This is a genomic window from Thermosynechococcus sp. FA-CM-4201 (assembly GCF_054689355.1).
The window spans coordinates 454,578-475,050 of the sequence record NZ_CP079920.1 but is presented as its reverse complement, the minus strand read 5'-3'; the positions used below and the strand labels follow the sequence as shown (position 1 = coordinate 475,050).

Below are 20,473 nucleotides of genomic sequence, written 5' to 3'. Positions count from 1 at the left end.
AGCCAGATGATATGTTTCATGTCTTAACAATTCTAGTTTCGTGGCTAAAAGGGAACCTATGCACAAACGTCCACGAAAGTTGAGTTAAAACAGGAAGGTTCAACTGGCCATTTTACAGGAAACCGAGAGAAAAAGATGAAGTTGGCCTTAAGTCTCTCGCTTTTGCCTTGGGTTTGTCAAGGGTAACAATGCTCTAAATTGGGTTGGCTAAAGGAATCCGAAACCAAAACGTCGCTCCCTGCGCATCGCCCTCTTTCACCCCGATTTCACCCCCGTGAGCGATAATAATTTCTCGGCAGAGATATAGACCTAAACCAATGCCCGTGCGATGGTGGTTTGCACCGCCACGGTAATAGAGATCAAAAAGGTGCGATCGCTGGTCAGGGCGGATGCCGACACCATTATCCTTGACGGTGCAGTAAAGGCTATCTCCCTGTTCTTCGGCTGTCAGGGTGATGGTTATGCCGGGACGATTGTGTTTTAGCGCGTTGGTGATCAAATTCTCATAGACTCGCCGCAGTTGCATGGGGTCAACGGGCACAAGGGGCAATGTGGGGGGGATGTCAAGTTTCACGGTGGCCTTATTTTTCTGGAGCAGCGGTTGCAGATCCGCCAAGATGTCATTGACAAGCGTGGCTAAGGATGTGGGGGCGATCGCCAAAGAGAGGGAAGGTTGCTGATCGACGTGAATATGCAGCAGTGTTTCAATCAGATGTAGTTGCCGCTGCTGGCTATGTTGAATACAGGTTAAGGTGCTGCGGGGCACAGCAATCGTATCGCTGGTGTCGCTCTGCAAGAGATGGTTAATCACCATGAGGGTACCCAAGACAGGGGTGCGTAAATCATGGGACACGGCGTGCAAAAAGACATCCTTGAGGTGGTTGAGTTCCTCTAGTTCACGCATTTTTTGCTGTAACTGCTCAGTGCGCTCGGCCACCTGCTGTTCCAAATTGGCATTCAAGGCCGCCAGTTGTTGATAAAGTTCTGCCTGTTGCAGGGCGATCGCCACCTGAGTCGCCAACTGCTCCAAAAAAGCGCGCTCGTAGGGCTGCCACTCTCGCGGGCGGTCACATTGGTGGACTCCCAGTAAAAAGCACGGGCCTTGGGGCTGATGTTGGATCGGAATCAGCAGACAAGACTGGATATGGTGCGCTTCATACACCTGTTTCAGATGGGGATCAAGCATTTCCCGCTCGCAGGAGAGCGTGGCCGGGGTGGTCAGCAGCCGTGAACGGTAATGCACGTTTTGCAGGAGAGCCTCAAGGTTCGTGTGCCACTGGGGCGCCATCGCCGCAGCCACCACTTGAATCTCCTCTGTCCTTGGGTCAAAAGAGACAATAAACACGCGATCGCTGAGGAGATAGCGGCGCACTTCCACCACTGTGGTATTGAGAATCTCTGGCAGTTCCAGTGTTTGGCGAATGCGCAGGGCAATTTCCGCCAGCAGTTGTTGCCGTTGGGCAGCCAATTGCACGTTCTGTTCAGCGGTTTTGCGTTGGGTAATATCCCGTATCCCCACCACCCGCGCCCAGCGCCCCCGATAGAGAATGGATTTTCCCTGAACCTCAACAATTAGTGCTTCACCACTTTTGGTGCGAGCAAGGGCTTCAAAGGGGACATCAATGGGCTGCTGAATTCGCTCTAAAATCAGCGATCGCGACTCTGGATGGGTCACTAACAACACCGACTGACCCACCAGTTCTGAAGCCGTATAGCCAAACAGCCGTTCGGTTGCCGCATTGACATCAAGAATTGTCCCCTGCTCATGGATGATGACCGCCTCAGAGGTGGCTTGAAAGAAGGTAGCTAAGCGGGCTTCGCTTTCCTCTAGTGCCCTGAGGGCGCGGTGGCGATCGCGACTTTCCACCACCAAGGACACCAGATCCGCTAGGGAAGCGGCAAACTGCTCCTCGGCAACCGTCCACTGGCGAGGCGGCCCCACGTGCTCATAGCAGAGGATGCCAATCATCACCCCTTCAACCCAGATGGGCACATCCAGCAGTGAGGTGATGCCAAGGGGTTCGAGGTAATTTTGGCGAAACTCTTGGGTGCGTGGATCAAGCCAAGCATCATGGGCCGTAATCGTGCGCTCCTCTTGCAGAGCCGCAAAATAGCGAGGATAGTCACTGGCCGTCAGCTTCATCCCTGCCGTAAACCCCGGCGGCGACTGTTGAAACAAGTGCACACATTCAATGTGCTGGCGATCGCCCGAATAAAACCACAGACTCACCCGCGCCACATTGAGACTGCGGGCACTCGTACAGAGAATGTCCTGCAAAATCTCCTCAAAGTTTGCCCCGTGGAACGGCTGCCGCCGCGCCAGTTCTACCAAAATGCGGTTGAGACTTTGCAGTTGTTCAATTACGGGGGTCATGCAGAGGCGGCAGATTCAGGGATAAATTCCAGTGCCGCTGAGTTAATGCAGTAGCGCAGTCCTGTGGGTGGCGGGCCATCCTCAAAGACATGGCCGAGGTGGGCATCACAGACATCACAGAGAACCTCCGTGCGCACCATGCCATGGGACAGATCCCGCTCCATGCGGATATTTTTGGGGTCAAGGGGTTGCCAAAAACTCGGCCAGCCACTGCCAGAGTCATACTTGGTCTCGGAGCGAAAAAGCGGCGTGCCACAGCAGACACAGCGATAGAGTCCGGGCTTTTTGTTATTCCAGTAGCAGCCCGTGAAGGCACGCTCCGTTCCCTTCTTGCGGGTGACATAGTACTGCTCAGGGGTAAGTTGAGCTTGCCATTCCGCATCTGTTTTCACAACCTTAGCCATGCTTGCCTCAGAAATAGACAGTGATCCTACTCCTCAGCATAATCAGGCAGACAGGGAAGTTCCAGTCTTTTTGCCAAAGGTTCCCTGCCAAGGGGAAAATGTAAGGGCAATCTTGACCTTGTTTGGTTATGCCCGTTTCGCTGCCCCTTACTTTTGATTTGTCCTCTGAGTCCGAGTTTTATACTCAGGTCAGTGCCGGAATTCAGGCAGCACAGCAGGCCAATTGTCAGTTCCTTAGTTTAGGCATCTCCCTACCCACCGTTGATCCCCTGATCCTATTGGCTGGGCTGATGCAAGTCAGTGGCGAAAGTGAGCATTTTTACCTTGAGCAAGCGGGGGAGATCGTTGCTGCCTGTGGTGCGGTGGCGACCCGCAGTGTTCAGGGACATCAACGATTTGTGGAACTCCAGCGTTTTAGTGAACAAACCCTCAGCCGAGTGTGGGCGATCGCACCAGCCGAACCGCGCCTATTCTGTCAATTCAGTTTTTGGGATCACACCGGCTCTAACCGCGGGTTCTTACCCCGCTGGCAGGTGATTCAGCGTCTGGATCATGTTTGGCTCACCCTCAGTTGTGCCTTAGAGACCAGTACACCCCATCGCCTCTGGCAAGACTGGCAACTAGTGCAGCGGGCACTGACCCACATTCTCGCTGATCCGCCCCCCTGTCCACCCCCCTTGGCGATCGCCCTACCACCGCTAACTGAGCAATACAGGCAATTTATTACCGGTGTCAAGCGGGCCCTCAAGCTCCTAGAGGAGGGAGACTTCGAAAAATTGGTTTTGGCCGCCGCCCTCACCCTAGAGCAGCCTCAGGGGTTTAACTGGCTGGGAACGTTGCAAAACCTGCGGCAGCAGTACGCCAATTGCTACATCTTCAGTGTTGGCCAAGAGCGGCAGCAGGTCTTTTTGGGGGCCAGTCCCGAACGCTTGGTCAAGATTGCCGATGGCGTTCTCTGTGCTGATGCCTTAGCGGGTTCCCGTCCCCGGGGGCAAACCCAACAGGAGGATCAAAGCCTGCGCAATGGCCTTTACCACAGCCCCAAGGAACGCTACGAGCATCAGGTCATTGTTGAATTTCTTTGCCAAACCCTTCAACAGTTGGGCATGACCTGTGAGGTGCCGACCAAGCCGCGCATCCTTGAGCTAAGTCATATCCAACATCTGCAAACACTGATTCAGGCACCGCTGCCTCAACCCATTCATATTCTCCAAGTGGTGGCGGCCTTACATCCTACGCCAGCAGTGGCGGGGTATCCTGCTTCACGGGCACAAGACTGGCTGCGGCAACTCGAACCCTTTGATCGCAATGGCTATGCGGCTCCCCTTGGTTGGGTGACACCGACGGGCGAAGGGGAATTCATTGTCGGCATTCGCTCTGCCCACCTTCAGGGCAACCATGCTCATCTTTTTGCTGGGGCAGGTATTGTTAAAGGCTCTCACCCGGAACGGGAATGGCAGGAAATCCTGTGGAAATTTCAGACGATGATCTCGGCTTTGGCCTAGCGCAGGGGGGGCTGTTTTTTGCTCATGGTCAGCATCGGCAAGGGCTGGGAGGATTGGGGCGGCAGCGCATACTGGGGCACTTTCTCAGGGAGAGGACGTTCGGGCGATCGCTGGAGCAGGCGATAGAGCAGTGCACTGCCCATCAAACCTAGACCCAATAACAGCAGACCGTTGTAGCCCCCCAAACCGCCAATGGTCGAATCAACCCCCCCCATTAGCAGAAGGAAGGCGGAGATGGGTTCTTTGCGGTAGGCTTTGCGCAGAAAGCGAGGATAAATCATAGGCGATCGCTGGGTACTCACCATTAGAAGAATACGAGAATGTTCATGACTTGGCGTTAAATAGGTTACATTTTAGCGACCCTACGCCAAACATTGATTTCTCATTAACAGCTCGATCAGGCAACTTACTTCTATCCTGACAGATCCAAGCGGCAATTGGCATTGAGGAAAAAAGGGGGCGATCGCCCCCCAACTGATCTCCCTAGTAGGTTTCCACGTGCCAACGGCCTTCTTTTTTGAGCGTGCCCTTGAGGAACTCTTGCCAATCGGCACCATTTTTGGCTGCCGCTGCTGTCATTGCCTCATCAATCCCCGGCTCCATCCCCTTCAGACCACACATATAGACATGGGTGTTTTTCTTCTGGAGGAGTTGCCAGATTTCATCCGCATGCTCAGCAATGCGACCTTGGATGTACATCTTGCCGCCGTCAGGAGTTTTTTGCTCACGGCTGATGGCATAGGTGAGGCGGAAGTGATCGGGATACTTGGCCTGTAGTTCCTCTAACTCATCCTTGTAGAGGATATTCGCAGTATAGGCAACGCCAAAGAAGAGCCATGCCAGCCCCTTGAATTGATAATCGGGGTTATTTTCCTTGAACATGCGCCACAAAAAGGCCCGGAAGGGGGCAATCCCCGTTCCTGTTGCCAGCATAATGATCGTAGCTTCGGGGTCATCGGGCAGGAGCATTTCTTTACCCACTGGCCCTGTGATTTTCACCTCGTCGCCGGGTTGCAGTTGGTTCAGGTAGGAGGAACACACGCCATAGATGGTTTCCCCTGTCTCTTTGTCCTTGTACTCTAGGCGCCGCACACACAGAGAGACGGTTTTATCATCTTGAAAGTCACCGTGGCGGGTCGAGGCAATGGAGTAGAGGCGCAGCTTGTGGGGTTTGCCGTTGGCGTCAGTACCCGCAGGAATAATGCCAATACTTTGGCCTTCGAGATAGCGCAACTCAGTACCAGAAATGTCAAAGATGATGTGCTTGACGGTTCCCTCGCCCCCTTCACGCACTAACTCTTCATTGGAAATGACCTTACCAATGCAGGGATTGTTGGGACGATAGATATTGACGGGAATATCAACTTTCTTTTCTTTAACCGGAGCAGCACCATTATTGGATGCGGGTTCCGTGGTGGCAGCCAAGGGCGCAGCCGTACCATCGAGGGGTTGAATGCTGACAATTTTGCCCCCCCACCGGGTAATCTGCTGCATAAACTGATTCATGCGGTCATAGGGAACGTTGAAAAATTGACTGCCACTGTTGCGGATGGCATAGTCGGTTTTATCGGTTTCGGCATTTTGTCGCAGTCCCACCACTTCATAGCGAAACATCCGACTGCCAGAATTCGTCGCATTGTACATGGGCTACACGATCTCCAAAAATTAACTCAGCTTTACATTCTGCAACACAACGTCCCAACCGCGATCAACTCTCACGTTTTAGCTACGGGATTGCCGTGCTTTGGCCACCCACATTATATCTAGCAGAGGCAGCTAGAGGGGCTTTCTCTAGGGGTAGGGCTGAATTTCTTGACTGGAAGAGACAGGCGCACTCAGCCAAGCATAGGTTTGCAAGACATAGCGATCGCGCCCTGAGCGTTTGGCCTCGTACAAAGCAGCATCAGCAGTCGCCACCAACTCCGCCATTGGACAGTCCCTAAGGGTGGCGGTCACAATGCAAATGCCGGCACTGACGGTGAGGTAGGGTTGCACGGGCGAACTGGCATGGGGAATCCCGAGGCTGCGAATGTAGTTAAAAATCCGCTCTAAAACGCAAATGGCAACGTCATGGTGGGTGTGGCGCAGCAAGAGAATAAACTCTTCACCGCCATAGCGAGCCACGAGATCAGCTTCCCGCACTTGGGATTTAATGGCATGGGCAACCCGTTGCAGAGCGCGATCGCCCGCCAGATGGCCATAGGTGTCGTTATAGCGCTTGAAGTGGTCAATATCCAGCAGGGCAATGGCAAAGGGGGTATGGGTGGTGGCCGATTCCCGCCAAGCTGAGCGCAGACAGGCTTCAAAGGCACGGCGATTTGCCAATTTGGTCAGGCTATCTTGCTGTGAGACCCCCTGTAGGTGGCGATTTTCCGCCTCTAGTTGTTTTTGCCGCTGCTGTAGCTCCACAATCAAAGCCGTTTGCCGCGCCATCTGCTGTTGCAACTGCTGAAACTGTTGTCGCTGGACGATAAACTGCCGTAGAAACCGAGGTTGGCGAAAGAGGCGCAGCAGAATCAAGGGGGGCTGGCAACGGTGGATACCCACGGCTTCCACTTCAATTTTTTGGCCTTGGTGGCTGCGGAGAGTGCCGGGCACCATTTGCGTGGCCTGTTGCCAGAGGGGCAGCCATTTATTGAGTTTCTCTGGGGGAGTGGCCACCAGTTCCCTAAGGTTGCGATCGAGCACACTGCTGCCAAAAAATTCACGGCCACTGGGGTTAATAGCCACAATGGTACCCTGGGCATTCATGACCAGCGTTGGCTCTGGTAACAGATCAATCCATGCGCCAACATCGAGTGTAAAGTCGCTCATTTTGACCCCGCTGGAATGAAGGACTTGGCTGGCTTAGACTGGCTCAATACGATAATACTCTCGCCCCTTGGCGGCTTCAGCAGCAGCACTGGGTTGGGTATAGATCACCACGCGGCAGCCTTGATCCCCATTGGCGATCGCCGCTTCAATACAGACCTTGGCATAGCCTAAATGGTGCGCCACAATCACGCCAAACACATTCGAGGTCATCATGCACAACGAGGGATGACCCACCACGCCACTGCCAAGGGGGCAACGCTGATTTCCTAAAATAATCCGTTCCTCATCCTGCTCAATCAGGAAAAATCCCCCTTCAATGCGATTTTTGAGATCCAGAAGAATTTGGGCAACGGTCTTGGCATCAAGGGGGCGATCGCCGAGGGCTTGGGTGTAAAGCTCATTGATCTGATTGCCCATTTGCTGTCCCACAAGGGCGATAAACCCCGAGGCATCATCTAGCCCCACCACATCTTCGAGGGTTTCTGCCACTAATCCCAGCAAATTTTGCAGAAAGCTAGCGGACTGTAGGCCAATGGGCAGATCTCCCACGTTTGGGCGAGTCTCAACTGGGAACATTTCGGTTGCTGTCATAGGGGTTGTCCTAGGGGAACAGGGTTTGAGCGACTGGAGCACCCTTTGCCGTTGGTCATGCTTAGAGCACTGGATGTTGCCATGAAGCCCTTTTAAGGTGTGGCTGAAAGGGTGTAACTATATGACTCTATGGTAGATAAGCGACAAAGAATGATAAGAATCCGTAAAGAATTCTTTACATTTTATTGATGAGAGAAGCGTACGTGTCTCAACGATCGCGCTTATTCGGCGTTTTGCGATCGCTGGGCTTGATAGGCCTGCCAACTCTCAACCACACGACCAAAATTGGTGCGGAACTCTTGCCAGCCGAGCCAACTTCCCTGCTCGTGCTCATCCCAAGAGGCAGAAAGAATCCCATAGCTCAGCCCCAGCGCCCCAAGGCCAAAAAGACCGAGACTAGCAATGACAACGGCCACATTGGGCAACTTAAACCAGCCCTCATGGACAATGAAATAGCTGAGGGGAAAGGTCATCAATCCCAAAAGCGTGGGGGTACCACAAAAGATCGCCATCCGCGTCACCATGCGTTGGCTGACAATTTCTGGAATGCCTGTACTTTTTTTGGCTGGCTTGGCTGGGGATTTTGGGGCATTAGAACGGACGGCTGCGGCGGCAGGAGCTTTGGCAGACTTGGTTGCTCCTTTTTTCTTTTTAGGCTCAAAAGGCAGATCCGACCGTTTTGCCATTGTCTTTAACCCCGAATTCCTAGACGTTCAATGAGTTGGCGATAGCGCTGGGCATCGTGGCGATGGATATAGGCCAATAGCCGCTTGCGACGGCCAATAATTTTCAGCAGTCCTCGGCGAGAGGCGTGATCTTTTTTATTCGCCTTGAGGTGCTCGGAAAGCTGCTTGATCCGCTCCGTGAGGATGGCAACTTGGACATCCGCAGAGCCAGTATCCGTACCGTGGATCTGGTAGGTGTTGATGATTTCTTGTTTAACGTCGTGTTGCAGGGCCATGGTCATTCGTTATGAACAGCGCGATCTATTATCATACTCCGATCTTTTGAAATAATAAACTCTCCTGAGCGCGACCATTCTGCCCTAAGAATTGCTGACATTGGTGCTGTTTTCCTCAATAGGGGCGATCGTCAGCAGTTCCTTAAGGGGTTTTTCACTATCGGAGATGGGGGGTTTGGCCGTTGTCAGTTCTGTATCAATGGCAAAGGTGGCAAATTGGGTGAGAATTTCACGGCAGAAGACCTCGGCTGCCCGCGATCGGTAGCGATTGGGATTGGTAATCAGCGATAGGGTGCGCTTCACCACCACATTTTCGATACTGATGCGGCGTAGGCTCCCCAGTTGTAACTCCTTCTCAATGGCGGAAATGGAGACAAAGGCAGCCCCCAAGCCCGACTGCACGGCGTTTTTAATCGCCTCGATGGAATTTAACTCCATCTCTACCTTGAGGCGGCGGGGGTCAATGTTGGCGCGTTGCAGTACTTGATCAATCACCTTGCGAATCGTGGATTGGGCATCGAGGGCAATAAAGCCTAGCTTATACAAGTCTTCTTTGGTTAGGGTTTCGGCACTAGCCAAGGGATGATCCACGGGTAAGACCAGTGCCAGTTCATCCTCCGCATAGGGGGTGACGGTAATTTGCTCACTCAGTTCTGAGGGGACTTCGCCGCCAATAATCGCCAGATCAATTTGACCGTTGACCAAGCTCCAGCAGGTGCGACGGGTGGAATGCACATGGAGTTGAACAGCGACTTCGGGATATTTACTGCGAAATAGCCCAATCATGCGGGGCATCAGGTAGGTGCCGGTGGTTTGGCTGGCCCCAATGATCAGGGTGCCCCCTTGCAATTTTTGCAGGTCTTCGATGGCACGGCAGGCTTCATGACACAGGGAGAGAATTTGATCGCCGTAGGCCAGTAGGAGTTGTCCGGCTTCAGTGAGTTGGGCGCGGCGTCCCCCACGGTCAAATAGGGGAACATCCAGTTGCCGCTCTAGGTTTTGCACCTGTAAACTCACTGCGGGTTGGGAGACGTAGAGGCTGTCAGCAGCTCGCTTAAAGCTTCCTTCGAGGGCGATCGCCTTCAGGATTCGCAATTGATCAAGGGAAAAGGGCAGTTCGGACATAGGCATTGAGGCCATCGGCGTGCCACTAAGAGGCGTTTTTCTGAACTTATCAGGAATCATGCCCAATTGATATCTATCCCCGCACAAGAAAGCTGAGTTCGGCGTGCCAGTGACGCAAAATAGCACGTCTGAAACCTATTGTAAGGGTTGGGTTTCCCCCGCGCGATCGCTGACTTTTTTACATATTGTTACATTATTGCGCTGGGGAACGAGCGATCGCCCATCTAGCATCAAAGGAATATTTGCCTCTAATTTGCCGCTTCTTGACCCCTATCCCGTTGCTCATCCCCTAGCAGCAGCGGAAAGGGAAGATGGCGGTTCGCTAAAATCGGTCTAGCGATGCTCTCGGGGAGCCGCTGCACAATTGCGCGAGGAGTTGAAATCGTGCCCTACCCTTGGCCAAAATGGCTGCCGATGCCGGTTGTTGCCACCACACTGGGAGTCGCCGCTGTGGTGATCGGTGTGCGCCAACTGGGACTGCTTCAGCCGTCGGAACTGAGTTTGTATGACTTCTATGTGCGATCGCAACCTGCCCGTGACCCTGATTCGCGTATCCTGACAGTGCTGGTGACGGAGCAGGACATTCAAGCCCAAAAAACGTGGCCGCTGCCGGATGCTACCGTTGCCGATCTCCTCACCCGCCTCAATGCCGCTAGCCCGCGTGCCATTGGCTTGGATATTTTCCGTGATTTGCCCCAGCCCCCCGGCCATGCTGAGCTGCAAAACATGATTCGCATTAACCCGCGCATTATTCCAGTGTGCAAATCAACGGGCGAAACAGCGGAGCAACCCGAAGTGCCGCCACCACCCAGTATTCCCACAGCACAGGTGCCAGAGCGGGTGGGCTTTGCCGATATTCCCCTCGATAACGATGGTGTCATTCGCCGCAATCTGTTTGTGATCAGCAATCCCAAGGCGCAGCGGTGTACAACGCCCTTTTCCTTTGCCCTGATGCTGGCACTGCGCTACCTCGATCAGGATCCCACTCAGACGATCAAACTCGATGACAAGGGGTTGACGCTGAATGATGTGCATTTTCCCCTGCTCACCAGTGATGCCGGTGGCTATGTGGGGGTGGACGATCGCGGCATGCAAACCCTGCTGAAGTACCGCTCACGCAACGCAGTGGGGCCAACGGTGTCCCTAACGGATGTACTGACCGGACGAGTGAGCGAAGACCTGATTCGCGATCGCGTGGTTTTGATTGGTGTCTCTGCCCCGAGCATCAAGGATATTTTCCTCACCCCCTATAGCGGTAGTGATGCCGTGACGCAGCAAATGCCGGGGGTGATTGTCCATGGCCAGATGGTCAGTCAATTCCTGAGTGCGGCCCTCGACGGGGAAGGTCCCATTTGGTATTGGCCGCTGCCAGTGGTGCTCGGCTGGATTCTGCTGTGGGCCGGGGTGGGCAGTGTCCTTGGCTGGTGGTTGCGGCAACCCCTGTGGTTGGGGGGTGCGGTAGTGGGGGGGCTAATTGTCCTTTTTGGTGGTGGCTTTGGCATTTTTGTCATGGGGAGTGGCTGGATTCCCGTGGTGCCGCCGGCGATCGCCCTAGTGCTCAGCAGTGTGGGTATGGTGGGCTACGTCAGCTATCAGGCGCAGCAGGAGCAAAAATCCTTCCAAGAAAAAGTGCAGGAACAGGAAAAAGCCTTGGCGCTGTTGCGATCGCTGATGGCCGAGGATACAGCAGCCCTCAATGCAGCCCTGCGAGAACCCACAGAAATTACCGGCAAACCCCGTTCCCTCCTCAGTGGTCGCTACAAAATCCAAAAAGTCTTGGGTTCAGGGGGCTTTGGCCGCACCTATTTGGCTCAGGATACCCAGCGGCCGGGGAACCCCCTCTGTGTCGTCAAGCATCTGCGACCGGGACGCACCGATGAGCGCTTTATGCAGGTGGCACGGCGACTCTTTAATACCGAAGCAGAAATCCTTGAAAAGCTAGGACGCCATGATCAAATTCCCCTCTTGCTGGCCTATGTTGAGGAAAATCAGGAGTTCTATCTGGTGCAGGAGTTCATTGATGGTGCTTCCCTGAGTGAGGAACTGAAACGCAAACACACAGAAGCCGAAGCGATCCAACTCCTACGGGAAATCTTGGAAGTACTGAGTTTTGTCCACAGTCACTATGTGATTCACCGTGATATTAAGCCGGATAATATTATTCGCCGTGCCAGCGATCGCAAGCTAGTCCTGATTGACTTTGGGGCCGTGAAGCAAATTCAACCCCAAGAAGTGGAGAAGACCCAAGGGAGCACCGTGGTCATTGGTACGATGGGTTATGCTCCGCCAGAGCAGCTCTCTGGTCAGCCCACCCTCAGCAGTGATATTTACGCCGTGGGCATGATCGTGCTGCAAGCTTTAACGGGTATTAAACCCCGCGATCTACCGCGAGATCCGCGCACGGGTGAAGTCGATTGGCAGCAGTGTGTCACAGTGAGTGAAGGTCTAGCGGCAGTGCTCAATAAGATGGTGAAATTTAACTTTAGCGATCGCTATCCCTCAGCCAAGGAAGCCCTGCAAGAGGTTCGGCGCTTAGCGACGCCTGCTGCACCCGTCTCGTGAATCATTTTGTGAATCGTTCTGTGTTGCTCTCTGACCTCCCCCTTGGTACTTCGGCGCGGATCACTGCCATTGAGGGAACCCCCGCTTGGCAACGCCGCCTTGCCGCCGTGGGATTGACGGCCGGCCAAACCGTTACCCTCTTGCGTCGTGCCCCCTTCAGTCAAACCTTGGCCGTACGGGTGGGTGCCCTGACTGATGTGGCCATACGGGCAACGGATGCTAGCACCATCCTTGTGGAACCGCTGCGAAATTTAGAGAGTGGGTACTAACTGCGCATCCTCACGGTTAGAATCCTTGGCTGCTGCTGCCAGCAAACCGTAAAAGAGAGGATGAGGCGCATTGGGACGGGAACGAAACTCGGGGTGAAACTGCACCGCAATAAAGAAGGGGTGAGCCGGATACTCGATAATTTCTACTAAGCGGCCATCAGGAGAGGTGCCCGTAATTTGATAGCCCGTTTCCAAAAAAAGGCTGCGATAGGCATTGTTAAACTCGTAGCGGTGGCGGTGCCGCTCGTAGATGACCGTTTCGCCGTAGAGCTTTTCGGCAAGGGAATTGGGGGCTAGGCGGCAGGCATACAGGCCCAAGCGCATTGTTCCCCCCAAATCAACAATGTCCTGCTGTTCGGGCAAGAGGTGAATCACGGGATGGGGGGTATTGGCATCAAACTCAGCACTGTTGGCATTTTCTAAGCCCGCAATGTGGCGTGCCCACTCAATCACCGCGCACTGCATCCCCAAGCACAGCCCCAAAAAGGGAATTCTCTGCTCCCGGGCGTACTGAATGGCTGCAATTTTGCCTTCGACGCCGCGAATACCAAAGCCCCCCGGCACAACGATGGCCGCGACATTGCTAAGGGCATTTTCCACACCGTTTTCAACGATTTCTTCGGAGTTGACCCAGCGGATACGCAGTTCCTGATCAAGGGCGATCGCCGAGTGCCGCAGGGCTTCCACCACCGAAAGATAGGCATCGCTGAGGCGGACATATTTGCCAACGATCGCCACCTCTAGGGGCGTATGGGAACGGTAGAGCCGCTCCACAAGGGCTTGCCACTGACTGAGATCCGGTTGCCGTTGCTCCAAGTTCAAAAGACTCAAAACTTGGGTGGCTAACCCTTCGCGCTCAAGCAGCAGGGGCACTTCATAAATACTTTTGGCATCCGGCGAGGGAATGACGCATTCCACAGGGACATCACAAAATTGGGAGAGCTTTTCCTTGATGCCGGGAACAAGGGGGCGATCGCAACGACAGATCAGAATATCCGGCTGAATCCCAATGGAGCGCAACTCCTTCACTGAGTGCTGGGTGGGTTTTGTTTTCATCTCCCCTGCCGAGGGAATCCAAGGCACCAAGGTGACATGCATAAACAGCACATGGTGCCGCCCCACTTCCGTGCGAAACTGGCGGATGGCCTCTAGAAAGGGCAGCGACTCAATATCGCCAACGGTTCCCCCAATTTCAATAATCACCACATCGGGGTTTTTGTCCTTCGCCACCCGCAAAATGCGTTCTTTAATCTCATTCGTAATGTGGGGGATGACCTGCACCGTTCCCCCCATATAGTCACCGCGTCGCTCTTTGTTAATCACGGCCTGGTAAATGGATCCCGTGGTGACGCTATTGAGGCGGGACATGGGGGTATCCGTAAAGCGTTCGTAGTGCCCCAAGTCCAAATCCGTTTCAGCACCATCGTCGGTCACAAACACTTCCCCGTGCTGGAAGGGACTCATCGTGCCCGGATCCACATTGATGTAGGGATCAAGCTTGAGAATTGACACGGAATACTGCCGCGATTTCAAGAGGCGCCCTAGACTAGCGGCGACAATTCCTTTCCCAATACTGGAGACAACACCGCCAGTCACAAAAACATATTTCGTCATTGCTGAATGCTAGTGCTAAGCCGCAGAGGCCATACTCATCAAAACCTACGCACCTATTCTCGCATATTGGGGCATGGCGCCTAGGAGAAATTGTGCACCAATTCCTTGACGACTTGGGATTGTTCCTCAATCCGCTGCCTCAGCCGCTGGCACACCAGATCACACAGCGGAAAGATTGTCGGGTCAGCAATTTCATAATAGACGGTCACCCCTTGGGGTTGTCGCCGCACCAGACCCGCCTGAGCAAGGGTTTTCAGGTGCTTTGAGACATTGGCCTGCCCCAACCCCGTCTCCTGAATAATCTCCGAGACATTGCGCCGTCCCTGTTTTAGGGCACAGAGCACTTGCAGGCGACTCGGTTCCGACAGCACTTTGAAATACTCGGCAACGTGGGTGAGCAAGTCAGGGGAGGGGAGGTCAACCATAGGGGATATCGCACACTAGAGACAGAGATCAAGATAACTTAACTTAGTAATTCTATTATATGACTGTACAGTAAATAAAGCAGCTCACCCCAGGAATGGGAATGCTACGAGGAGCGTTAGCGCAGCTTCACTGGTAACTTGATGGCAGATTTAGGTGAGGTGGCGGTTGTGTTGTTTTGCCGTAGCCGTTGGGCGTAGAAGGACGCTGCCTCATCACCACGGGCACATTCTTGGGCAAAGTTAATCAGATGATGCCCGACCACACCCACGTGGATCACTTGTTCAATTTGGCCTTTTTTCAGGGCAGGCCCTGCCAGCTTCCAGAACGTCTTGCGGTAGCTCCCCCAAAGCCCCACGTGCCAGAGGAGATTTTTCATGATCCGCAGTCCCCGCAGGATATTTTCGCGGCTGAGGCGAGCTGGGCTATTCGGCACCGCAATGCGGTTGGGATAGGTGTGTTCCATTTGATAGGCAAACCGCTCGTAGAGAAACTCCGGTTCATAGGCGGTGGTGATGGTGCGGCGCCACATTTCCACTACTTCTTCGTAGGGCATGAGGAACTCAACATTGGATTCGCGGTTTTCGTCATGGTTGAGGCGGCCTTCCGCTTCCAGCCGACGCCAGAGGGGGGTACGGGGTAGGGCGTGCAGCAGGTTAATCGTCAATGTCGGAATGTGGGAAGCGCGAATAAACTCAAGAATGCGATCGCCCGTTTGTGGGGTATCGGTATCAAAACCAATAATGATCCCAGAAACCACTTCCATGCCGTAACGATTGAGGGTTTGCACCGCCTGCAAAATCGGCATACTGAGGTTTTGATCCTTGTGGATGGCGTGGAGCGCTTCAGGTTCCGGGGTTTCAATGCCACAGAAAATCGTACAGAAATAGGCTTCCCGCATCATTTCTAGGAGTTTTGGGCTTTGGGCAATGTTCAGAGTCGCTTCGCAGGCAAATTGCAGCGGATAGCCATTGGCCTTTTGCCAGTCAATGAGGTGCGGTAGCAGTTCGGTTACGGCGCGGCGATTGCCAATAAAGTTATCATCAACGAAATAGACCGCCCCCGGATTCCCAGAAGCCAGCATTGTATCCAGTTCCTTGAGGATTTGCTGCGGCGTTTTCAGGCGCGGATTGCGGCCATAAAGTTCGGGAATATCACAAAACTCACAGCGAAAGGGACAGCCACTGGAAAACTGCACACTGCCGAGGAAGTAATTTTCCATGCGCACGTGCTGGTAGGCAGGCACAGGAAATTCACTCAGGGGTAACCGTGCGGTGGTTTCAAAGATCAGTTGTTGGGGCGGGCGCTGGCTGCCGTACTCGTCAAAGTAAGCAATCATTTTATCGGTGGCATCCCCCAGTTCCCCTAGGTGGAGAATATCCACATCGGGATAGTATTCCGGACAACTGGAGACCGAAGGCCCGCCGAGGGCAGTAAGTTTACCGTGACGATGGGCAATGTCGTTGATTTCTAAAATTTGTGGCCGCTGAATGTGCATGCCGCTAGTAATGACAATATCAGCCCAAGCGTAGTCAGCATCAGTTGCTGGCCGTACATTTTCATCAATCAGGCGCACTTCCCAAGATTCGGGAAGATAGGCCGCCACCAACAAAATCCCCTGGGGTGGCATAAAGGCGCGCACCGTCCCCATGAGGGGGTAGGCGTGGTGAAACGTACCAAAGGAGCGGCTGTAGCGGGGGAAAATGCAGAGAATACGGCGATGGTTGCGGGGGGTATAGGGGACTCGACCACCGGTCATCTCAGGAACCAGTTTAATCTCATCGGTGCTCCGACTGAGGTTCATAGCCCACCACTCCTACCTACACGCACTTTTCAATAGGTATAGCCTACAAATGCGGCTATCGCCTAGGTTTTAGTACCCTTTGGCACTAAAGTCCAATGTGAGGGGAATTTCTACCCGCTCAATGTGGGTTCTAAAGGTGCCATCGGGGTATAACGACAGATGACGAAAACCGGGACCAATGGGTTCAAGGGAAAATTCAGGGGCGCGAGGCAGAAACTGGATACAGGTGGAGGGGCAGCCGAGATACGTCACCCCTTGCCGCTCGGTGGCAAATTCCTGATGGATATGACCAAAGAGGACGAGCTTCACCTGCGGATGGCGATCTAATACGGCAAAAAGGTGCTCAGGGTTTTGTAGGCGGCTACTGTCGAGCCAAGGGGCACCGGTCTCAAAGGGGGGATGGTGCAGGGCAATGAACGTGGGGCGATCGCCCGTGCGACTCAAGGTTGCCTCTAGCCAGCTTAAGGTTTCAGGACGCAATTCACCATGGACCTTGCCATCCGCTTGGGAACTGAGGAGCAGGCCTTGCCAAGTCCCAAGATGGATCTGGCGATCGCCCCTCAGCGGCGGATGTTCCAGCGCCGGCAGCATTACCTTTGGTTCATCATGGTTGCCGGGAATCCAATATACGGGACAAGTAAAGTCTCCGAAGGCAGTAGCCAAACGGTCGTAAGTAGTGGCAACGGGTTCCTGTGCCAAGTCTCCCGTCAGCAGCAGGGCATCAGGGGCATGACGGCGAATTACCCCTAAAACAGCGGCTAGGGATTGAGCCGTGGGCAGGCCAAGGAGTCTGCCTTCATCTGTGGCAAATAGATGCAGATCTGATAACTGGATCAGGTGAATGGGTTGATTCATAAACGTGCTGGGGTCGGGGAACGCTGCGGCTCGGATGCTCAACAGGATGGGGGCTACTTAATCTGATCAGCTACCTTAACGCTGACAGACGTTGCCGATTCACGCAAGCGGGCAGGTAAGGGGAGTTGTTGCCACCACCGCCCAAGCACTTGGCGTTGATTGATGATGTAAATGCTCACGAGGGTCAGACCCACTCCTAGCAACTGAACTTGGCTCAGGGTTTCCCCCAAGAACCAATGCCCAAAGGTGAGGGCAAACACTGGCGTGAGAAACGTCAGGGCACTGAGACTGGTGAGGTTCCCCTTGGCGGCGAAATAGAAAAAAACACCGTAGGACAGGGCACTACCGAAGAGGGTGGCATAGCCCAGATTGAGGATATCCGGCCACTGTAGGGCGGCCCAAGGTGCTGGGGTATTCAGGCTCGGCAAGAGCAATAGGGGCAACCCGCCCAAGACCATATGCCAGCCTGTCGCCACAACGGGATCCGCATAGCGTGCCAAGGGACGCATGAGAATGGTTCCCACGGCCATCGAGAGGGCAGCCAACAGCATCCACAGTTCACCTCGCTGCCACCACTGTCCCCAAGGAATACCTTGCCATGCGCTGGGTTGATGGAGCAAAGTCAAGAGATCATCGCCTAGCCCAATACCGCTAATGCCCACTAAGCCAAGAAATAACCCCAGCCAGCCCCAGCCGCCAACGCGCTCTTGATATAGCCAGCGGGAGAGCAATGCCACCGCAAGGGGTTGGGAGTCAATCATGACGGAGCCAAGGCCAGCACCCGTTTTCGCTAAGCCAGTGGCCAGAAACCCCTGAAATAAAAAGCCATCCACAAGGGCAAAAAGACCAATCCAGCCCCACGCCCGTAAGCTATTGGGTTGGGGTTTACCGAGGGCGATCGCCACCGCTAAGACCAACAGGCCTGCGGGCACAAGGCGCACACCAGCAACCCATAGTGGCGAGGTATGGGGCATCACCTCTTTCATGGCCACCATGGCAGTTCCCCAAAAGAAGAAGGGGGAGATTAAAATCAAGCGTTGCCAGAGTGCGGTCACAGGCGTTGCAAAATCAGGAGAAATGTTAAGGATTATTGCGATTCGTATCCTTAAATTATAGTCCTGCCGTGGGAAACAGCAACTTGAGGAGGGAATTGCCAAGTTGATTTGCTATAACAAGTTCTAACGACCTCCCTAGCATTCTAGGGAAGCTTCAGGCAGTGGGTGAGGAGCCGCAGCAGGATAATGAAAGCACTAGAGGTTTGGCAACGGTGGTTCCGGCGGGTTCCTAAGTCAGCGGAGCTAGCGATCGCCCCCGTGGGGACAACAGTCACCAAATCTCTGCCCTCCCGCTGGCAAACCTACCGCCAACGACTGATGGCATATGAGGGGTGGCCTTGGCTCATCCCCTTTTTAATCTCTGGGGCAACCCTGATGACCGCCAGTACTTGGCTACTGGTTTTACCCCCCTTACCTGATTGTCGTCACCCCGGCCTCGTCATGAGCGATGGCGATCGCCTCTACTGTGCCGATCAAGCAGCCCTCCACGGCAACTTACCCTCTCTCGCTCAAGCCATTGAAACCGTCAGTCAGTGGCCCGAAGATCACCCCCTTTTTCCTCAAGCGAAGCGGCGCGTGGATGAATGGTCAGCCGCCCTACTCGTGATTGCTCGCCAGCAGTTGAGCCAAGGCAATATTGATTTGGCAACGCTGCTCCTGAAAAAAATCCCCACCACCGCAGCAAGCTACTCCCAAGCTCAAGAACTACTGACCGCAACGAATGTGGGAGAAGGGGGAAACTTGTTGGCCACGGCGGAGGCCGCACTGCGCCAGCAGGATTGGGGGTTGGCATTACTGCAAGTGAAACTAATGAACCAGTTGGGCACCGACTACTGGCGCGAACAGGCACAAAAGCTCTCGGTGCGTATCTCCCAAGAACAGGATGCGTGGGTGCAATTGGTACAGGCACGGGATTTGGCGGCTTGGTTAACAGCCAATGAACTGGCCGAGGCGGTCATGCTGGCTCTGCAAATTCCCCGAGAGGCGGTTGTTTATTCCCAAGCCCAAGCGGATATTCGCCGTTGGATTCCTGAAGTGTTTGTGTACGCTGAAGAGCGCTTAGCGGCCGGCGATCGCGAGGGTGCTTTAGCCCTCATTGAAAAAATTGCTCCTGCTCTCGATGTGTCCTACCACGATCGCCCGATTGTGATCTTGGGTCAGGCCAAAGCCCTTGCGGCGAAAGGAACGGTTTTGGGCTACTGGGAGGCGATCGCCCGCGTGCAGCAGATTCCCACCACGGATCCCTTCTATGAATCGGCTCAAGCCTACCTCAAGACATGGCAGCAGCAGTTGCGCAACCAGCAGCATCTTCAGTGGGCATCGTGGCTCGCCAATTCCCATCTGCGCTGGGGGTATGCCTTGGCTATTGCTCAAGCTCGACAGGTGCCCCTTGGTCAGCCAGAACGAGGTCAAGCACAAGGTTTGATTGCCCTTTGGCAGCGGGATCTGCGTACGATTGATGAGCAGCCCTTGCTCCATGCAGCGATCGCCCTTGCAGAACAGAAACAGTATCAGGCCGCCCTAGGGGTTCTGCAATACTTTCCTAACAATGCAGTGCTCGCTTCTGTGGTGGCCAACTACCGCGACGAGTGGCAAGAAAAACTGGAAGAAATTGAGGATCGTCCCATTCTGGATCGAGCGATTCGCTTGGCACGGGAAGGCAAACTGGAGGAAGCCATTCAAACCGCTGAGCAAATTGGTCGCGATCGCGCCCTCTACCGTGAAGCCCTCAATCGCATTTGGCAATGGGACTATGAACTCAGCGTGCGCCAACGTCAACAGGCAGCACCCACGCCTGCTTGGTGGGAAAGCCCCCCCAGTACTCCTGACAGGACTTCTGAACCAGTAACCGAACCAGAATCAGCTCCCCCAGCAATACCCACACCTGAAGCCACTGCTGCTCCTACACCGACACCTGAGACATCTCCGACGCCTACGCCCACTCCTGAAACCACCGTTGCTCCGACCCCTGCCAGTCCTGCACCCACCCCTGAAGCCACTGCTGCTCCTACGCCGACACCAGTTCAACCGCCAGCAGCGGACCCCGAACCAACGGCTACCCCCTAGCGATCGCTGCTCATCGTAAAATAGAGGCTCTGTGCAGTATCGGTAGCCCA

Annotated in this window: 18 protein-coding genes; 4 read left to right on the top strand and 14 right to left on the bottom strand. The window is 54.2% G+C overall.

The genetic code is table 11. The features are described from left to right. Positions 1–193: 193 nt before the first annotated feature. Both KV190_RS02260 and msrB read right to left on the bottom strand, forming a co-directional pair. Positions 194–2,374 (bottom strand): GAF domain-containing protein, encoded by a 2,181-nt coding sequence (locus KV190_RS02260; protein WP_460194422.1) that lies wholly within the window; start codon positions 2,372–2,374, stop codon positions 194–196. After that, positions 2,371–2,778 carry a peptide-methionine (R)-S-oxide reductase MsrB gene (msrB, locus tag KV190_RS02255; RefSeq protein WP_460194421.1) on the bottom strand — a complete coding sequence of 136 codons (408 nt, stop codon included), beginning with the start codon at positions 2,776–2,778 and terminating at the stop codon, positions 2,371–2,373. The genes KV190_RS02260 and msrB overlap by 4 nt, the downstream gene beginning before the upstream one ends. A gap of 158 nt (positions 2,779–2,936) precedes the next feature. Here msrB and KV190_RS02250 point away from each other — a divergent pair, with 158 nt between their 5' ends. Further along, complete coding sequence (locus tag KV190_RS02250) at positions 2,937–4,283, top strand: isochorismate synthase (RefSeq protein WP_460194420.1); 1,347 nt, start codon at positions 2,937–2,939, stop codon at positions 4,281–4,283. Here KV190_RS02250 and KV190_RS02245 read toward each other — a convergent pair. The 7 genes from KV190_RS02245 to KV190_RS02215 all read right to left on the bottom strand — a co-directional run bounded on the left by KV190_RS02245 (position 4,280) and on the right by KV190_RS02215 (position 9,774). After that, positions 4,280–4,588: a hypothetical protein gene (locus KV190_RS02245; protein ID WP_226971987.1), complete on the bottom strand. Its 309-nt coding sequence runs from the start codon at positions 4,586–4,588 to the stop codon at positions 4,280–4,282. The two genes, KV190_RS02250 and KV190_RS02245, sit on opposite strands and share 4 nt — an antisense overlap. 178 nt (positions 4,589–4,766) lie before the next feature. Next, a complete protein-coding gene (gene petH / locus KV190_RS02240; protein WP_460194419.1) occupies positions 4,767–5,927 on the bottom strand; it encodes a ferredoxin--NADP reductase in 1,161 nt (386 codons plus the stop codon). Between the two features lie 147 nt (positions 5,928–6,074). Beyond that, positions 6,075–7,097 carry a GGDEF domain-containing protein gene (locus tag KV190_RS02235; protein ID WP_460194418.1) on the bottom strand — a complete coding sequence of 341 codons (1,023 nt, stop codon included), beginning with the start codon at positions 7,095–7,097 and terminating at the stop codon, positions 6,075–6,077. Between the two features lie 33 nt (positions 7,098–7,130). Further along, on the bottom strand, positions 7,131–7,688 hold the full coding sequence (locus KV190_RS02230) for a methanogen output domain 1-containing protein (RefSeq protein ID WP_460194417.1): 558 nt from the start codon (positions 7,686–7,688) through the stop codon (positions 7,131–7,133). Positions 7,689–7,909: 221 nt separating this feature from the next. Further along, entirely contained in the window at positions 7,910–8,374 is a 465-nt protein-coding gene (locus KV190_RS02225) for a photosystem II biosynthesis protein (RefSeq protein WP_460194416.1), read from the bottom strand. A 5-nt stretch (positions 8,375–8,379) separates the two neighbouring features. After that, complete coding sequence (gene rpsO, locus KV190_RS02220) at positions 8,380–8,649, bottom strand: 30S ribosomal protein S15 (protein WP_149821602.1); 270 nt, start codon at positions 8,647–8,649, stop codon at positions 8,380–8,382. Between the two features lie 84 nt (positions 8,650–8,733). Continuing rightward, a complete protein-coding gene (locus KV190_RS02215) occupies positions 8,734–9,774 on the bottom strand; it encodes a LysR substrate-binding domain-containing protein (RefSeq protein ID WP_460195202.1) in 1,041 nt (346 codons plus the stop codon). Positions 9,775–10,158: 384 nt separating this feature from the next. Between KV190_RS02215 and KV190_RS02210 the strand changes: the two genes are divergently transcribed. After that, complete coding sequence (locus KV190_RS02210; RefSeq protein ID WP_460194415.1) at positions 10,159–12,336, top strand: CHASE2 domain-containing protein; 2,178 nt, start codon at positions 10,159–10,161, stop codon at positions 12,334–12,336. Positions 12,337–12,344: 8 nt separating this feature from the next. Further along, on the top strand, positions 12,345–12,605 hold the full coding sequence (locus tag KV190_RS02205) for a FeoA family protein (RefSeq protein WP_460194414.1): 261 nt from the start codon (positions 12,345–12,347) through the stop codon (positions 12,603–12,605). Here KV190_RS02205 and KV190_RS02200 read toward each other — a convergent pair. The 5 genes from KV190_RS02200 to KV190_RS02180 all read right to left on the bottom strand — a co-directional run bounded on the left by KV190_RS02200 (position 12,588) and on the right by KV190_RS02180 (position 18,296). Then, the gene (locus KV190_RS02200; RefSeq protein WP_460194413.1) at positions 12,588–14,219 is read right to left on the bottom strand and encodes a CTP synthase; all 1,632 of its coding nucleotides are present in this window, start codon (positions 14,217–14,219) and stop codon (positions 12,588–12,590) included. The two genes, KV190_RS02205 and KV190_RS02200, sit on opposite strands and share 18 nt — an antisense overlap. A gap of 80 nt (positions 14,220–14,299) precedes the next feature. Next, positions 14,300–14,644 carry an ArsR/SmtB family transcription factor gene (locus KV190_RS02195; RefSeq protein WP_149817764.1) on the bottom strand — a complete coding sequence of 115 codons (345 nt, stop codon included), beginning with the start codon at positions 14,642–14,644 and terminating at the stop codon, positions 14,300–14,302. A 116-nt stretch (positions 14,645–14,760) separates the two neighbouring features. Continuing rightward, positions 14,761–16,446 (bottom strand): B12-binding domain-containing radical SAM protein, encoded by a 1,686-nt coding sequence (locus KV190_RS02190; protein WP_460194412.1) that lies wholly within the window; start codon positions 16,444–16,446, stop codon positions 14,761–14,763. 69 nt (positions 16,447–16,515) lie between these two features. Beyond that, complete coding sequence (gene cpdA / locus KV190_RS02185) at positions 16,516–17,343, bottom strand: 3',5'-cyclic-AMP phosphodiesterase (protein ID WP_460194411.1); 828 nt, start codon at positions 17,341–17,343, stop codon at positions 16,516–16,518. Positions 17,344–17,354: 11 nt separating this feature from the next. Then, on the bottom strand, positions 17,355–18,296 hold the full coding sequence (locus KV190_RS02180) for a DMT family transporter (RefSeq protein WP_460195200.1): 942 nt from the start codon (positions 18,294–18,296) through the stop codon (positions 17,355–17,357). A 246-nt stretch (positions 18,297–18,542) separates the two neighbouring features. Between KV190_RS02180 and KV190_RS02175 the strand changes: the two genes are divergently transcribed. Then, a complete protein-coding gene (locus KV190_RS02175; RefSeq protein ID WP_460194410.1) occupies positions 18,543–20,423 on the top strand; it encodes a hypothetical protein in 1,881 nt (626 codons plus the stop codon). Positions 20,424–20,473 lie beyond the last annotated feature (50 nt).

What these genes read in the sequence shown, in the direction of transcription:
- KV190_RS02260 (WP_460194422.1), bottom strand. Translation starts at nt 2,374, where the DNA reads ATGACCCCCGTAATTGAACAACTGCAAAGTCTCAACCGCATTTTGGTA.
- msrB (WP_460194421.1), bottom strand. Translation starts at nt 2,778, where the DNA reads ATGGCTAAGGTTGTGAAAACAGATGCGGAATGGCAAGCTCAACTTACC.
- KV190_RS02245 (WP_226971987.1), bottom strand. Translation starts at nt 4,588, where the DNA reads ATGGTGAGTACCCAGCGATCGCCTATGATTTATCCTCGCTTTCTGCGC.
- petH (WP_460194419.1), bottom strand. Translation starts at nt 5,927, where the DNA reads ATGTACAATGCGACGAATTCTGGCAGTCGGATGTTTCGCTATGAAGTG.
- KV190_RS02235 (WP_460194418.1), bottom strand. Translation starts at nt 7,097, where the DNA reads ATGAGCGACTTTACACTCGATGTTGGCGCATGGATTGATCTGTTACCA.
- KV190_RS02230 (WP_460194417.1), bottom strand. Translation starts at nt 7,688, where the DNA reads ATGACAGCAACCGAAATGTTCCCAGTTGAGACTCGCCCAAACGTGGGA.
- KV190_RS02225 (WP_460194416.1), bottom strand. Translation starts at nt 8,374, where the DNA reads ATGGCAAAACGGTCGGATCTGCCTTTTGAGCCTAAAAAGAAAAAAGGA.
- rpsO (WP_149821602.1), bottom strand. Translation starts at nt 8,649, where the DNA reads ATGGCCCTGCAACACGACGTTAAACAAGAAATCATCAACACCTACCAG.
- KV190_RS02215 (WP_460195202.1), bottom strand. Translation starts at nt 9,774, where the DNA reads ATGTCCGAACTGCCCTTTTCCCTTGATCAATTGCGAATCCTGAAGGCG.
- KV190_RS02200 (WP_460194413.1), bottom strand. Translation starts at nt 14,219, where the DNA reads ATGACGAAATATGTTTTTGTGACTGGCGGTGTTGTCTCCAGTATTGGG.
- KV190_RS02195 (WP_149817764.1), bottom strand. Translation starts at nt 14,644, where the DNA reads ATGGTTGACCTCCCCTCCCCTGACTTGCTCACCCACGTTGCCGAGTAT.
- KV190_RS02190 (WP_460194412.1), bottom strand. Translation starts at nt 16,446, where the DNA reads ATGAACCTCAGTCGGAGCACCGATGAGATTAAACTGGTTCCTGAGATG.
- KV190_RS02180 (WP_460195200.1), bottom strand. Translation starts at nt 18,296, where the DNA reads ATGGTGGCCATGAAAGAGGTGATGCCCCATACCTCGCCACTATGGGTT.
- KV190_RS02175 (WP_460194410.1), top strand. Translation starts at nt 18,543, where the DNA reads ATGAAAGCACTAGAGGTTTGGCAACGGTGGTTCCGGCGGGTTCCTAAG.